At 68.3% G+C, this 14350-nt stretch carries 14 protein-coding genes; 5 read left to right on the forward strand and 9 right to left on the reverse strand.

Translation table 11 applies throughout. The features are described 5' to 3' along the window. Positions 1–2: 2 nt before the first annotated feature. Genes ASD28_RS08300 through ASD28_RS08315 form a run of 4 tightly spaced genes read right to left on the reverse strand, consistent with a single transcriptional unit; the run spans position 3 to position 2734 of the window. Entirely contained in the window at positions 3–557 is a 555-nt protein-coding gene (locus tag ASD28_RS08300) for a cytochrome C oxidase subunit II (protein WP_156403961.1), read from the reverse strand. 1 nt (position 558) lies between these two features. After that, positions 559–738, reverse strand: a complete 180-nt coding sequence (locus ASD28_RS08305; protein ID WP_056126246.1) for a hypothetical protein — start codon at positions 736–738, stop codon at positions 559–561. Between the two features lie 11 nt (positions 739–749). Further along, positions 750–2018, reverse strand: coding sequence for a cytochrome c (locus ASD28_RS08310; protein ID WP_056126248.1), 1269 nt, complete (start codon positions 2016–2018; stop codon positions 750–752). Next, entirely contained in the window at positions 2015–2734 is a 720-nt protein-coding gene (locus tag ASD28_RS08315; RefSeq protein WP_056126250.1) for a c-type cytochrome, read from the reverse strand. Before ASD28_RS08315 ends, ASD28_RS08310 begins: the two co-directional genes overlap by 4 nt. A 229-nt stretch (positions 2735–2963) precedes the next feature. Between ASD28_RS08315 and ASD28_RS08320 the strand changes: the two genes are divergently transcribed. From ASD28_RS08320 to ASD28_RS08335, 4 genes are all read left to right on the forward strand, one after another. Then, positions 2964–3929: an HDOD domain-containing protein gene (locus ASD28_RS08320; RefSeq protein WP_056126252.1), complete on the forward strand. Its 966-nt coding sequence runs from the start codon at positions 2964–2966 to the stop codon at positions 3927–3929. A gap of 109 nt (positions 3930–4038) precedes the next feature. Then, positions 4039–4491, forward strand: a complete 453-nt coding sequence (locus tag ASD28_RS08325; RefSeq protein ID WP_082577593.1) for a nuclear transport factor 2 family protein — start codon at positions 4039–4041, stop codon at positions 4489–4491. Then, the gene (locus tag ASD28_RS08330) at positions 4488–5141 is read left to right on the forward strand and encodes a methylamine utilization protein (protein ID WP_156403960.1); all 654 of its coding nucleotides are present in this window, start codon (positions 4488–4490) and stop codon (positions 5139–5141) included. Before ASD28_RS08325 ends, ASD28_RS08330 begins: the two co-directional genes overlap by 4 nt. 1 nt (position 5142) lies before the next feature. Further along, complete coding sequence (locus ASD28_RS08335; RefSeq protein ID WP_082577591.1) at positions 5143–7401, forward strand: bifunctional diguanylate cyclase/phosphodiesterase; 2259 nt, start codon at positions 5143–5145, stop codon at positions 7399–7401. An 18-nt stretch (positions 7402–7419) separates the two neighbouring features. Here the strand turns inward: ASD28_RS08335 and fliD are convergent, their stop codons facing one another. Together fliD and ASD28_RS08345 are read right to left on the reverse strand one after the other, a co-directional pair. Then, positions 7420–8733, reverse strand: a complete 1314-nt coding sequence (gene fliD, locus ASD28_RS08340; RefSeq protein ID WP_056126256.1) for a flagellar filament capping protein FliD — start codon at positions 8731–8733, stop codon at positions 7420–7422. Positions 8734–8787: 54 nt separating this feature from the next. Beyond that, entirely contained in the window at positions 8788–9720 is a 933-nt protein-coding gene (locus ASD28_RS08345; RefSeq protein WP_156403959.1) for a PAS domain-containing protein, read from the reverse strand. Between the two features lie 230 nt (positions 9721–9950). On the opposite strand from ASD28_RS08345, the gene ASD28_RS08350 reads away from it, so the two are divergent. Next, positions 9951–11351, forward strand: coding sequence for a GntP family permease (locus ASD28_RS08350; RefSeq protein WP_056126260.1), 1401 nt, complete (start codon positions 9951–9953; stop codon positions 11349–11351). A gap of 84 nt (positions 11352–11435) precedes the next feature. Here the strand turns inward: ASD28_RS08350 and ASD28_RS08355 are convergent, their stop codons facing one another. The 3 genes from ASD28_RS08355 to ASD28_RS08365 all read right to left on the reverse strand — a co-directional run bounded on the left by ASD28_RS08355 (position 11436) and on the right by ASD28_RS08365 (position 14349). Beyond that, positions 11436–12026 carry a PEP-CTERM sorting domain-containing protein gene (locus ASD28_RS08355; RefSeq protein ID WP_056126262.1) on the reverse strand — a complete coding sequence of 197 codons (591 nt, stop codon included), beginning with the start codon at positions 12024–12026 and terminating at the stop codon, positions 11436–11438. A 22-nt stretch (positions 12027–12048) separates the two neighbouring features. Further along, entirely contained in the window at positions 12049–13542 is a 1494-nt protein-coding gene (locus ASD28_RS08360; protein WP_056126264.1) for a PhoX family phosphatase, read from the reverse strand. A 126-nt stretch (positions 13543–13668) separates the two neighbouring features. Further along, on the reverse strand, positions 13669–14349 hold the full coding sequence (locus ASD28_RS08365) for a GNAT family N-acetyltransferase (protein ID WP_056126266.1): 681 nt from the start codon (positions 14347–14349) through the stop codon (positions 13669–13671). Position 14350 lies beyond the last annotated feature (1 nt).

The following is a 14350-nucleotide window of genomic DNA, read 5'->3' on the forward strand; positions in this document are numbered from 1 at the left end:
CGTTACTGAACACAGCTCAACCTCCTTCCTGGCTGGGAGTTCGCCCTGCGCATGAATTCTTCGCGCGGGATGACCTGCACATGGGCCCACATCGCGGCGTGGCCGTTGCCGCAGAATTCGTGGCACGGCATCACGTGCTCGCCGGGCGTTTCGAACCGCGTCTGGAAGTTCGAGATGTACCCCGGGATCAGCATCAGGTTCACGTTGCTGTGACTGACCGAGAAGCCGTGCACGACGTCGGCCGCCGTGCCGCGGAAGTGCAGCCATGTGTTGGCGGGGACGACGAGGCATTGCGGCGTGAACGAGTACTGGTTCGCGAGCACGCGCACCGTGACGGAGCCGTCCGGCTCCGCGGCGCTGCCCAGGTTCGTCTCGACGAATTCGCCGGCAATGTGCAGCGTGGTCGGGTCGATGGTTTCCGTGCGCACGGGCGGCATCGCGGCCCAGTGGAGGCTCATGTACGCCATCATCGCGACGAGGAAGGCGATGATGCCGCCGACGATCCACGCCCAGCGCGCTTCCGCTTTCGCGGCGATGTCGTGTGCGGTACCTGCCATGTCAATCGCCTCCGCGTGCGACGAACACGAGGAAGTAGAAGGCGAGCCAGATCGCCATCACGATCGCCACCGCGATACCGGCCAGGGCGAATGCGCCGCCGGAGCCGCGCGCGACGATGGCGTCGACGCGGCGCTGCTGCTCCCCGCCGTCCAGGTCTTGGTCTGTCGGTTCCAGAAACATGGCTCTCCCTTTTACTCGACCGTGGCCGAGCGCAGCTGGTTGACTTCGCGTGCCGTCACGGGCGCGCCCCGGTTGCCCCACGCGGTGCGGATGAACGTCACCACCGATGCGATCTCGTTGTCGTTCAGGTCCTGCGCGAACGGCGGCATCCCGTACGGCATCGGATTGCGCTTCGTGCCGGGCGGGTAGCCGCCGTTGAGCACCATGCGGATCGGATTCACGGCGGAGCTCATGCCGATCGACTGGTTGCGCGCCAGCGGCGGGTAGTGGGGCAGCTTGCCGCGGCCTTCCGCACCGTGGCACGACGCGCAGCGCGCGGCGTAGATGCGGCGGCCTTCCGTGAAGGCCTGGCCCACGTCGGCGCGCGCGGGCGCGCCGGCCGGATCGGACGCGGGGCCCTGGTCGGCCGGAAGACTCTTCAGGTAGACGGCCATCGCGCGCACGTCGTCGTCCGTCATGTACTGCAGGCTGTTGAACGTGACCTCGGCCATCGGCCCGTACACGGTGCCGCGGTTCGACACGCCTTTCTGCAGCAGGTCGACGATGTCCTGCAGCGCCCAGTCGCCCAGGCCCGCCTCGCGGTTCGACGTCAGCGACGGGGCGTACCAGTTCTGCATCGGGATCAGGCCGCCCTGGAATGCCTTTTCCTGCGACGAGCCGCCCAGCGCGTTGATCGGCGTGTGGCACATCGCGCAGTGGCCGAGGCCCTGCACGAGGTAGGCGCCGCGGTTCCATTCGACCGACTTGCTGCGGTCCGGCTGGTACTCTCCTTCCTTGAAGTACAGGGTGCGCCAGCCGATCAGCAGCGAGCGGTTGTTGTACGGGAAGCGCAGGTCGTGCTCGCGTGACGCCAGGCGTACCGGCGGCACCGAGCGCAGGTAGGCGAAGATGGCGTCGCTGTCGGCGCGCGTGACCTTGGTGTACGACGCGAACGGCATCGCCGGATACAGCAGATAGCCTTTCGGCGAGCGGCCCGTGTGCATCATGTTGTAGAAGTCGTCCGCGCTCCAGCTGCCGATGCCCGTTTCGCGGTCGGGCGTGATGTTCGGGGCGTACAGGGTGCCGAACGGCGTTGGCATCGCCCGGTTGCCGGAAAAGATCTTCGCACCCGGGACCGTGTGGCACGCGATGCAGTCGCCTGCCTGCGCGAGGTAGCGGCCCCGTTCCACGATCGACTGTTGCGCGGGTGCTTTCGCCGCATTGGTCTGCGCCCACGCGGCCGCCGCGAGCAGCGCCAAGGGGACGGCGGCGAGCGCGATCCTGCGGATCACGGCGTTCATGGCTGGCCTCCTTTCTGCGGCTGGCTGCCGCACGCGAGCGGCAGCTTCATGCCGGGCTGGCGCAGCGGACGGGCCGCGGTGACGGGCAGCGAGGCGAGATACGCCGACACGGCGGCGACTTCCGGCTCGGAGAGGCTGGAGGCGATGAGCTGCATGCAGTCCGGCGCCAGCGCCGTGCGCACGCCGAAACGCCACGCGCCCAGCTGCGCGCTGACGTAGTCCGCACGCAGGCCCAGCAGGCCGGGGATGCCGGGTTCGCGGCCGCCCAGTTCCGCGCCGTGGCACGTGGCGCAGGCGGGGATCTTCTTGGCGGGGATGCCCTGCGTGACGATGCGCTGGCCGGCGCGCACCTGCTCCGGCGACCGCTGCACCGCCGGTTGCACGAGGGGCGGCGGATTGAGCGACGCGAAGTGCTCGGCCATGCGCATCAGGTAGTCGTCGGGCAGGTAGGCCAGCAGGTAATTCATCGGCACGTACTTGCGCCGGCCGTCGCGGAATGCCACCAACTGGTTGTAGAGATAGCCGGCCGGCTTGCCCGCGAGGCGCGGGAAATAGACGTTTTCCACGCCGCGGCCCTGGGCGCCATGGCATCCGGTACAAGCCTGCACCCGCGCTTCCATCGTATCGGGAATACGGTCCGCCGCTGTTGCCTGAGCGTGCGCGTGGCATGCCAGGAACGCGCTACCGACTCCGATTATGCCGAGAATTATTTTCATCGAATAAACTCCGCAGCCCTCTGTCGGTGTGAAAATTAACACAAGTGCACCCGATGACGACGCACGAGTTGTTCATGCGAGATCGATTGCGACAGTCAATATTTGTTTTTTTCACATGGGAGGGCATTCCCGGAGTGGGCGGCTGCGGAAAAATCATCGTGCCCGCAACGCCTGGATGACACCCGTCAGGCTACAATGAAGCCATCATCGCAGCGCAGTCCCAACGCCTATGAAAAACTGGATCAGCCGCCTCCGTGGCGGTGCCGACAATACCGCCGACACGAAACCCGCTCCCGCGGCGGAGGCGGACGAACACCCGGGCGGCATTCCCGCCGAAATCGAGGCCACGTATTACCGCTGGCTGACGGCGTCCTCCGGCTACGAGGCGTCGGACGCCGTCCAGGCGGCGATCCTCGACCAGGTGCGCGCGCTCGCGCGCGATCCGGCCAGTGCGGCCGAGCTGGTGCCGCGCGTGCCGGAAGTGATCCCGCAACTGCTGCGCAGCCTCCAGGACGAAGCGTCGAACGCCGAGCTGGCGCGCCAGGTCGCGCAGGACGTCGTCCTCGTGGCCGAGGTGATCCGCGAGGCGAACAGCGCGTATTACCGGCCGATGTCGCCCGTGAAGACGGTCGAAGCGGCGCTCATGATGCTGGGCCAGAACGGCTTGCGCATGCTGCTGGCGCGTATCGCCTTCCGCCCGATCATCAAGCTGCAGACGACGGGTTTCACGCGCCTGGCGGCGCCGCACGTCTGGGCCCAGTCCGAGAAATGCGCGCTGGCCGCGAGCCTGATGGCGCCGGGCCTGACGGCCGGGCCGTTCGAAGCCTATCTGTCCGGCCTGATGCAGAACCTGGGGCTCGTCGTCGGCTTCCGCCTGGCCGACCGCCTGTGCGAAGAGAACAAGGTGCCCGGTTCCAGCGAATTCGGGGCGCAGTTGCTGGCCGAAGGCCGCCTGCTGTCGGCCGCCATCGCGAAGCACTGGGACTTCCCGCAGGAGGTCGCCGACGCGATCGCGCACGCGGGCGATCCGGGCGAGGAGAACCTGGCGCAGGCGCTCGCGCTGGGCGACCGCATCGCCAAGCTGCGCATGCTGATCGACGGCCATGTGATCGACGACGACGACGATTTCGTCACCGACGGTCTGGACAACTTCCAGCGCCGCTGCCTCGGCAAGCTGGGCACCGTCGAAAGCTGATCCGCCACACCGTTCTTCTTCCGTGTTGCCACGGCTGGGTTTCCATGTAATTATGATTTTCGGACAGGAAACTTTTGCTCCGGCAATAAATACACGTGGAGGAGACACCATGATCCGCAAGACGAAGGTTGCATCCCTGCTGCTGGCATGCGCATTGCTGCCCGTGTGCGGCGGCCAGGCCGTGGCCGGACCGCTGGACGAGGCGAAGGCGAAGGCCCACCTCGATGCCGTCGCCGCCGGCGACCTGGAAGCGCTGATGCGCGACTATGCCGATGACGCCTATATGGAGTGGGTCGGCGGACCGCTCGACGGCCGCTACCGCGGCAAGGCCGCGATCCGCGCCGTCTGGCAGAAGTTCATCGCGGCGAATGCCGGCAAGCCCCGTCCCGCGTCGTTCGGCAAGCTGACGGCGCTCGGCAATCCGCGCGGCACGTCGTTGCAGGCGAAGGCCGACTACGGCGGCACCGTTCCCGTGAAAGTCTGGCATGCGCTGACCTACCGCGACGGCGATTTGACCACCGAGGTATGGCAGATCGCGCCCGCGCTGCAGATCGAACCGTGAGACGCGTGCTGCTGCCGCTGTCGTTCGCAGCGGCCCTGGCGGCGGGTAGCGCGCGCGCCGCGACCGTCGAGGTGCTCGTGCAGACGCCGGCCGGCACGCCGCTGGCCGACGCCGCCGTGCTCGTCGAGCCCCTCGATGGCACGCCGGCGCGCCCACGTGCACGCGCCCCTGCCGCGAAAGGGGTAGCAATCGAGCAGCGGGGCCGCGAATTCATCCCGTGGATGACCGTCGTGCAGACCGGCACCAGCGTCGACTTCCCCAACAACGATACGATCCGCCACCACGTGTATTCGTTCTCCGAGCCGAAGCGCTTCGAGATCAAGCTGTATGCCGGCAAGCCGGGCCAGCCCGTCGTGTTCGACAAGCCGGGCCAGGTCGACATCGGCTGCAATATCCACGACTGGATGGAGGCGCACGTGCTGGTCGTCGACACGCCATACTTCGCCCGCACGGGCGCGGACGGCCGTGCGGCCGTCACGAATGTCCCGGCGGGCCATTATCGCGTGCGGCCGTGGCATCCACTGCAGAATGCGGCCGTGGCGCCGCAAGACATCGAGATCGAGGAGGCGCCGGTGCGCATGACGCTCGTGCTGGACGCGCGCGCCCGTCAACCGAAGCCGCACGCCGAGGACGACCCGGACCGTTACTGACATGTCATCGAGATCGCTGCGGCATCGGATCGCCATTGTCTTCGTGGGCCTGCTCGTGCTGGTCATGGGGCTCGTGCTGGCGCTCGTCCACCACAGCAGCAAGCGCATCGTGGAGCGCGAGACGCGGCGCGAACTGGCCGTCGGCGCCAAGGTGTTCCAGCGCCTGCTCGAACAGAACCAGCGCCAGCTCGAGACGGCAGCGGCCGTGCTGTCCGCCGACTTCGCGTTCCGCGAGGCGATCGCCACGCAGGACCAGCCCACCGTGCGCTCCGTGATCCGCAACCACGGCCAGCGCATCCACGCGCAGGTGATGATGGTCGCGGGCACCGACGGCAGGCTGATCGCCACCACGCAGCGCGCCAGCGCGGCGGGCGATCCGTTCCCGTTCCCCGACCTTATCGCCGCCGCCGAGGTGTCCGGACGGAGCGCGGGATTGCGCCAGATGCGCAACGGCCAGCTCAGTGGCCAACTTTATCAAGTCGTACTCGTGCCGATCCAGGCGCCCACGCGCATCGCCTGGGTGGCGATGGGCTTCCACGTGGACGACCGCTGGGCGGCCGACATGGCCGGCATCACGGGCCTCGGCGTGCAGATCGTGCGGACCGGGGCGCCCGGCGTGCTCGCGTCCTCCGGCGCATCCGTCGGCACGCAGGATGCGTCCGTGGAGGTGCCGCTGGACGGCGGCCTGCAGGCCGTGCTGCGGCTGCCCGTCGCGCAGGTGCAGGCGCCGTTCGAACAGTTGCAGGGACGGCTGCTGGGCGTGATCGTCGCGGCCGTCGCGGTGTTCGCGGCGGGCAGCGTGATGCTGGCCGGGCGCATCGTCCGGCCCCTGCATGAATTGTCCGCCGCCGCGCGCCGCATCGCGCAGGGCGATTACGCGCAGCCGCTCCCACCCGCGCCGCGCGACGAGATCGGCCAGCTGGCCGGCAGTTTCGAGCAGATGCGCACGGAGATCGCGAGCCGCGAGGAGCGCATCGCCCGGCTGGCCTATGTCGACGCCTTGACGGACCTGCCCAACCGCACGCGCTTCCTGGAAGCGTTCGGCCGCCTCTCGCCGGGCGCGGGCGGCGCCGTACTGGTCGTGAACGTCGACCGCTTCGCCCTCATCAACAATGCGCTGGGCCACGTCGTCGGCGACCGCCTGCTGCGCGCCGTCGCGGGCCAGTTGCAGCCGCTGGTGCCGGAGGGCGGCATGCTGGCGCGCCTGTGGGGCGACCAGTTCGCGTTCCTGCTGGAGAGCGCCGGCCCCCAGGCCGCGCGCCGCTTCGCCGACACCGTGCTGGCTGCGCTGCGCGACCCGGTCACGCTGGACGGCCAGCGCCTCGACATCGGGGCCAGCGTCGGCATCGCGCTGTTTCCGGACGACGGCCTCGATGCGGCCACGCTGCTGCGCCGTGCCGAGCTGGCGCTGGCCACCGCCAAGCGGCGCCATGCCGGTATCGCGTTCGCGCAGGAGACCGGCGGCGAGCCCGCGCACGAGCAGCTGTCCCTGATCGGCGACATGCGCCGTGCGCTGGCGGCCGGCGAATTCACGCTCGCTTATCAACCCAAACTGGCGCTGGGAAGCGGGCGCATCGTGGCTGTGGAAGCGCTGCTGCGCTGGCAGCATCCGGAGCGCGGCAGCATCGCGCCGGCACGCTTCATCCCGTTCGCCGAGCAGACGGGTTTCATCCGCGAGATCACGCCGTGGGTGCTGGAATCCGCGGTGCGCCAGGCCGCCGCGTGGCATGCGGCGGGGCTGGACATCGCCGTGTCGGCGAACCTGTCGACGCTGGACCTGCTCGATCCGCACCTGGGCCGGCGCGTGCGCGACCTGCTGGAGGCGCATGCGGTGCCGGCGCGTCGCCTGTGCCTGGAGATCACGGAAAGCGCGCTGATGGACGATCCGGCGCTGGCGCAGGCGCACCTCGACGAACTGGCGGGCCTCGGGATCAAGCTGTCGATCGACGACTACGGCGTGGGCCAGGCGTCGCTGGCCTACCTGAAAAGCCTGCCCGTGGACGAACTGAAGCTCGACCGCAGCTTCATCACCGCGATCACGGAGTCGCCGCGCAACGCGGCCATCGTCGAATCGACCATCATGCTGAGCCACGCACTGGGATTGACGGTCGTCGCGGAAGGCGTGGAAACGCCGGCGGAACTGCGCTGGCTGCGCGAGCACGGCTGCGACATCGCGCAGGGCTACGGTATCGGCCGGCCGATGACGGCGGCGCAGTTCGAGCACTGGCTCGCGGAGTTCGCCCTGCGTACTGTCGCTTGAACTGCGGTCGCCTGGACGTCAGGCGAGAAAGTCGAACGCGGACATCGGGCGGCCGCCGTTCATCAGGCCGAACAGCGAATTGCTGCCGGCATTCGCGTACTGCTGCACCAGGCTGCTGGCCTGCGCGTTGACCGCCTGCGTCATTTGCGTCTTCTTGTCGGCGAGCGTGTCGCGGTCCTTCGCCACGGCCGCGGCTTGGCCGGCCAGCGTGCCGCCCGTCGCCAGCTGCTGCGCGATGCCGGCGCCCACCTTGTCGGCGAGGCCCGAGCCGCCGTTCGCGAACAGCTTGGCCACCCGGTCCGGGTCGGCGGCGATGGCGGCGTCCAGCTTCGCCGCGTCGACCGCCAGCTTGCCGTTCTTCGCGCTCACGCCGATGGCCGCCAACGCGGCCGGATCGACGCCGCCGACGAGGCGCGTGACCTGGTCCTGGATCTGGGCGAGCGTGCGGTCGGAGGCGGGGTCTCCCGTCTTCAGCGCGGCCAGGCGGCCGGGCAGCGCGTTGACGGCGTCGGCGAACGCCTTGACGTTCTTCGCGATGGCCGTGTTGTCGCCGGCCAGCGTCACGGTGCCGGCACCCTTGGCCTTGAGGTCGAGCGTGACGCCGGCGATGGCGCCCGTGAGCTTGTTGCTGCCGCTGGTGACGGTCTTGCCGTCGACGTTGACGACCGCATCCTGCGCGGCACTCGCCTGCGTCACCGCGCTGCGCGTGCCCGGCTGGTAAGACAGCAGCGCCTGCAGGGCCGGGTCGCCGGACACGCCGATGCGCATGGCATTCCCGGCGCCGGGCTGGCTGGTGAGGCTCAGCGCGACGCCCTTGTCGTCGGAGACGAGCTTCGCATCGATGCCGGCCGCCTTGAACGCGGCGGCGATGCCGTCCGGCGTGTTGTCGGGCGCGCCGATGCGGATGGTCTGCGTGCTGCCGCCCGCTTCGATCCTGACGACGGTCGGCGCGCCGCTGCCGATCGTCGTCGTGGCCGTCGGCACCCGGATCGTGACCAGTTGCTGGGCCTGGGCCAGCTGCTTCACGTCGATCTTGTGCGTGCCGGCGGCCGCGCCGGAAGCGGTGATGCGCGCGTCGAGGACCTTGCCGTCGACCTGCGTCGCGAGTTTCAGGCCGCTCGCGGCGAGGGTGCCGGCGACGGACCTGACGTCGTCCAGCACGTTGGCCAGGCGCCCCAGCGTGGACAGGCGCGCGTCGTCGCGTTTGATTTGCGCGTCGATGCCCTGCAGGCCCGTGTTGCGGGCGCTCAGCGACTTCACGGCGGCGCCATACAGGTCGGCCAGGCCCTGGTTGGCGTTCGCCGTCGTCCTCGATGAAATGGTGGTCGTCATGGCTCGGTATTATCGCCGCAAGCTTGCCGTTTCATTTACTGAACATCGTCCGGTTTACCCGTCAATCTCCGCGTTTGCCGCGGCGGCGGGTGCCTCGACGAAGCCGGCGACGGCGCCCACGACTTCGCCCGCTTCGTCGCGCAGGGGCAGGGCGTTGATGACGACGTGCAGCCGCTCGTCGTCGGCAAAGCGCACCGTCAGCGGCTCGTCGCGCACTTCCTCGCCGGTGGCGGCAGCGCGCTGCAGCGGCAGCTGGTCGAGGGCCAGCAGCGTGCCGCCCGCATACACGGCGAAGGCGCGGTGGCCGGGCGCGTCCGCCGCGGGGTTCTCGCCGCGGCGCAGGCGCAGCAGGCGCTCGGCGGCGGGATTCGCCTTGATGCGCCGGCATTCGCGGTCGCTGGCGACGAACAGCGCGGCGGGCGCCGCCTTCATCAAACCTTCCAGCTCGTTCGTGCGGCGCTGTTCGCGCCGCTGGCTGTCCTTCAGGGCGCCGGCGAGGCGCTGCTGTTCGGTGATCTCCTCGACGACCACGGTCACGCCCAGCATGGCGCCGTGGCGGTCGACGACCGGGTAGATGCTTTCGCGCCATACGCGGCGTACATGCGCCTGGGCCGGCGTCGCGCCTTCGAACACGAAACCGAGGAGGGGCGCGCCGCGCGCCATGACCTGGCGGATGCGCACTTCGGCGGCGGGGGCGATGTCGGGAATGACGTCGTGGATCGATTTGCCGATGTGGTCCTCGGCCGGCAGGCCGTTGATCTCGGCGAGCTGGCGGTTGATGCGCATGAAGCGCAGGTCGAGGTCCAGCACCGCCAGTCCGACCGGCACGTGGGCGAACGCGGCTTCCAGGGTCAGGATGGCGCGGTGCGTGTCCAGGCTGTCGCGCCGGGCGTCGGCCAGACGCTGCTGCTGCCATCCCAGCAGGATGGCGATGACTGCCGCGAGCGGCATCAACATCAACAGCAGTTCTGCACTGACAACAGGCACGTCGGTCTCCGCAATACATCGATGGGTGTTTTACAAAATATCATTTCTTTTGCGAAATTCCTAATGTATGTACACCGATTGGCGACGCTGAACGAGGGAAGTGGAAATGCAAACCTTTCCATATGTGGCAACGCAACGTCACCCCTGAATTCTGTAACAGTAATTTTACGTATTTCAAAGATTTGCCCGATCAATAATAATCGGCTGCATCAAGAAGAAAGAGGAGGCCTATGTCATTTCTGATCGTTCTCGCCGCGCTGGCGTTCCTGATGTTCGCCGCCTACCGCGGCTACAGCGTCATCCTGTTCGCCCCGATCGCCGCCCTGGGCGCGGTGCTGCTCACCGCGCCGGACGCCGTCGCACCCGTATTTACCGGCATCTTCATGGAAAAGATGGTCGGCTTCGTCAAGCTGTACTTCCCCGTGTTCATGCTGGGCGCCGTGTTCGGCAAGGTGATCGAGCTGTCCGGCTTTTCGGAATCGATCGTCAATGCCGCCATCCGCTACATCGGCCGCTCGCGCGCGAACGCGGTGATCGTGGCCGTGTGCGCGCTGCTGACCTATGGCGGCGTGTCGCTGTTCGTCGTCGTGTTCGCGGTGTACCCGTTCGCGGCCGAGCTCTACCGCCAGAGCAACATCCCGAAACGGCTGATGCCGGGCGCCATCGCGCTGGGCGCGTTCTCGTTCACGATGGATTCGCTGCCGGGTACGCCGCAAATCCAGAACATCATCCCGACGACGTTCTTCAAAACGACGTCGTGGGCCGCGCCCGTGCTGGGCACCGTCGGCTCGCTGTTCATCATCGTCGTGGGCCTGTCGTACCTGGAGTGGCGCCGCCGCGCGGCGCTGGCGCGTGGCGAGGGCTACGGCACGTCGCTCGTCAACGAGCCGGAACGCACGCCGGCGACGTCGCTGCCGCATCCGGCGCTGGCGATCCTGCCGCTGATCGTCGTGGGCGTGGCCAACTTCGTCCTCACGCGCATGATCCCGCAATGGTATGGCGATTCGTTCACGGTGCCGGCCGAGATCCTGCCGGGCGTGCACACGCCGGTGACGGCCACGATCAAGACCGTCGTCGCGATCTGGGCGGTGGAAGCGGCGCTGCTGCTGGGGATCGTCGTCGTGATCCTGACCGCGTTCCGGCGCGTGAGCGCCCGTTTCGCGGACGGCTCGAAAGCCGCTGTCGGCGGCGCGCTGCTGGCCGCGATGAACACGGCGTCGGAGTATGGCTTCGGCGGCGTGATCGCCGCGCTGCCGGGTTTTATCGTGGTCGGCGATGCGCTCAAAAGCATCCCGAATCCGCTCGTGAACGCGGCCGTGTCGGTCAGCTCCCTGGCCGGCATCACGGGGTCCGCATCGGGCGGCATGAGCATCGCACTGGCCGCGATGTCGGACCTGTTCATCAAGGGCGCGCAGGCCGCGCAGATCCCGCTGGAAGTGCTGCACCGCGTGGTGTCGATGGCGAGCGGCGGCATGGACACGTTGCCGCACAACGGCGCCGTCATCACCTTGCTCGCGGTGACGGGGCTGACGCACAAGGAATCGTATCGCGAGATTTTCGCGGTGACCGTCATCAAGACGCTGGCGGTGTTCTTCGTGATCGCGTTTTATTACGTCACGGGACTTGTATGACTCGTCGTTCCCGCGAAAGCGGGAACCCATACTGAGCATCAGAATTCAGCTCAGCATGGATCCCCGCGTTCGCGGGGATGACGCTCAGCCGCGCTTGCGCTTGTACGCCGCCGCCATGCCCAGCAGCGCCGTCATCGCGAGCAATGCGGTCGACGGCTCCGGCACCTCGGCCGCCGCCACGGTGGCCGCGGTGATCGTGAACGTGTCGCCCGCGCGCAGGCCGTTCGTATCCAGCAGCCAGTCGGCAGCACCCGGCACGCCCAGCGCATTCCCGAACTGGAACTCGGCCCACTCCGGCGCGCTGAACACGACGTTCGCCGTGTGCGCACCGGACGTCGTCGAGCCGACCGTGCCGAACGCCGGCGTCACGCTGCCTGCCGCGAAGAAGGCGATGCCGTTCAACGAAAAGCTGAATTCATCGAGCGCGGTGCCGGCCAGGTTGCGCACGAGCGCGTTGAAGGCGAGCGGGCCGGCCAGGTCGCCGGCTTCCAGCACGAAGCTGAACGTCGTCGGCGTGAACGTGGCGAGGTCGAGGTCGAACGAGGCCAGGCCCGCGCCGCTGTAATCCGTCACGGTATTCGATCCCGTGGTGCCGGTCAGGATCGCGGCCTGGGACAATTGCGGCAGTGCCAGCGCGGCCGCCAGGGCGAATGCGCCCATCAGTTTGTTGTTCATGTCGGTTCCTTTCGATGGCGGATCAGAGCGGGCCCTTGGCCCACGGACCGGAGATCGCGAACGTGATGCCCGGCGTCTGGATGTTCACGAACAGGTAGCGGCCCGTCGGGTCGAAGCAGGCGCCCGCGAACTCGTTGCCGCGGTGGTCGCCCGCCAGCGCATCCAGCTTGCCGGCCACATTCAGTTGCGACGTCGTCAGCTGCACGTTGTTCTTGGCGAAGATGTAGGCGTCGCCGCCCTGCGTGATGCCCATCAGGCGCTGGCCGTAGCCGAAGGCGTCGGTCGTGGCCGTGGACGCATCCTCGCAGATCAGGATGGCGTTGCGCGGGCTGACCGTGAGGTTGTCCCCCATATTGCCCACCGTCGTGTTCGGGCTCGAATAGATGCAGCGGAAGACCTGCGTGGCGAGGTCCAGTTCCCAGATCGCGCCGCGCGCCACGCTGCCGCCCGACGTGTCCATCACGTACATCTTGCCCTGCGCGTACCAGATGCCTTCGCCGCGGTTCATGCGCAGCGCACCCTGCAGCCAGCCCTGCACGAACGGGCCGGCCGCGTTGTTGATCGTCGTGCCGGACGGCCCCGTCGCGTTGCCGCGGTTCTGGTCGGGATTGGCGATCGGGACCCATTCCAGCACGTAGGCATCGCCCTTCAGCGCGCCCGCCACGTTGGCGTTCGGCGTGCCTTTGACTCGCGCCATCTGCAGCACGCCGCCGCGCGCCAGCGCGCCGTAGCCGCCATTTTTATCGTCCGGGATGTAGCGGTAGAAGCCCGACTTGCCCGACGAATCCTCCGTCATGTAGACGATGCTCGTGGCCGGATCGACGGCCGCCGCCTCGTGCGCGAAGCGGCCCATGCCGACGATCGGCTGGCCCGTCGTCTGCGTGGTGTCCGGCGACACTTCGAACACATAGCCGTGCTTCTTGCCCGATGCCGTGACGTTGTCGGAGCCGATCTCCTCGCACGACAGCCACGTGCCCCACGGCGTGATGCCGCCGGCGCAGTTGCCGTCCGTGCCGCCCAGGCTCGGGGTCACGCTGACCCAGGCACCGTCGCGGAACAGCAGGTTCGTCGTGCCGCCGCCCAGCACCGTGCTGGCGCCGGCGCTGCTCGCGCCCGTGTCGTACGCGCCGAACGCGTTGATGAATTTGTTCGGGCTGACGGCATGCGCCTCGTGGTTGCGGATCAGGACGAGCTCCGTGCTGCGGCCCACCTTGCGCGCCAGGACGACGCCCATGCCGTCGTGCGCGGCGGGGCAGGGTTTACCGTCGGTCATGGTGTCGCCGGTCCAGCCGAAGCTCTTGTACGTGAAGCCGGCCGGCAGCTGCAGCAGCGGCAGGCCGGTGGTCAGGTCGTTGACGGGGGCGATGGGGCCGTACGGGCTGTCGATCAGGGCGCTGGCGCCGCCCGCGGCCAGTGCTTCGCGCGCCTGCAGGGCGGCGAAGGCGCCGACGAACGGTAACGTACCCATGCCCTTGAGCAGGTTGCGTCGCGACGGCGAGATGTCGTTGTGAGTCATGCTGAGCTTTCTCCATAGGGATGGATTGCACCGGCACTTCGCGGCCGGTTTGCGTGCCGGGATGGCACGTGCTCATGCATTAAAACAAACGAAAACTACCGTTCGATGACAGCAAAAAGACAATACTCAGACGGGCGTGACGACCCGCACCACCGTCTCGCCATAGTCGCGGAAGCCCATGCGCAGGTAGAAGTCGTGGGCGGCCTGGTTGGCGCTCATCACGTGCAGGAACGGGATCTCGCCGCGCGCGAGCTGGCGCATGATGAGCTTTTGCATCAGGCGCTTCGCGTAGCCGCGGCCCTGGTGGCCGGGGTGCGTGCAGACCCCGCTGATCTCGCGATAGCGGCCGGCCGTCGTGCGTTCGCCGGCCATCGCGACGAGGCGGCCATTCTCGAAGCAGCCGAAGTATTCGCCCATCTCGATCGTGCGCAGGCCGAACGGGCCGGGACGCGTCAGCCGGGCCAGCGCCAGTGCCTCTTCCGCGTGGGCGGGGCCCAGCGGCAGGGCGTCCGGCGCGGGATCGTCGGCCGGGCCCGGGCGGCCATCCCACGCGAGGCGGAACATCTTCGCATCGACCTCGATGCGCCAGCCGTCCGGCGCGGGACCGGACCAGACGTCGCAATAGAACTGCTCGCCGGGCGTACAGAACGGGCGCAGCGCGGCGAAATCGGGCCGCTCGGGATCCGGAAATCCGACGATGGGCGACAATCCGGACGCATAGCGGCGCGCCCGGTCGGTGCCGGTGGAAAGATGGCGGTGCGGGCCGTCGAGGCAGTTCCAGAAAATGTTGTCGAGCGGGTGGGTCATG

The organism is Massilia sp. Root133 (genome assembly GCF_001426525.1).
Taxonomy (GTDB): Bacteria; Pseudomonadota; Gammaproteobacteria; order Burkholderiales; family Burkholderiaceae_D; genus Telluria; species Telluria orientalis.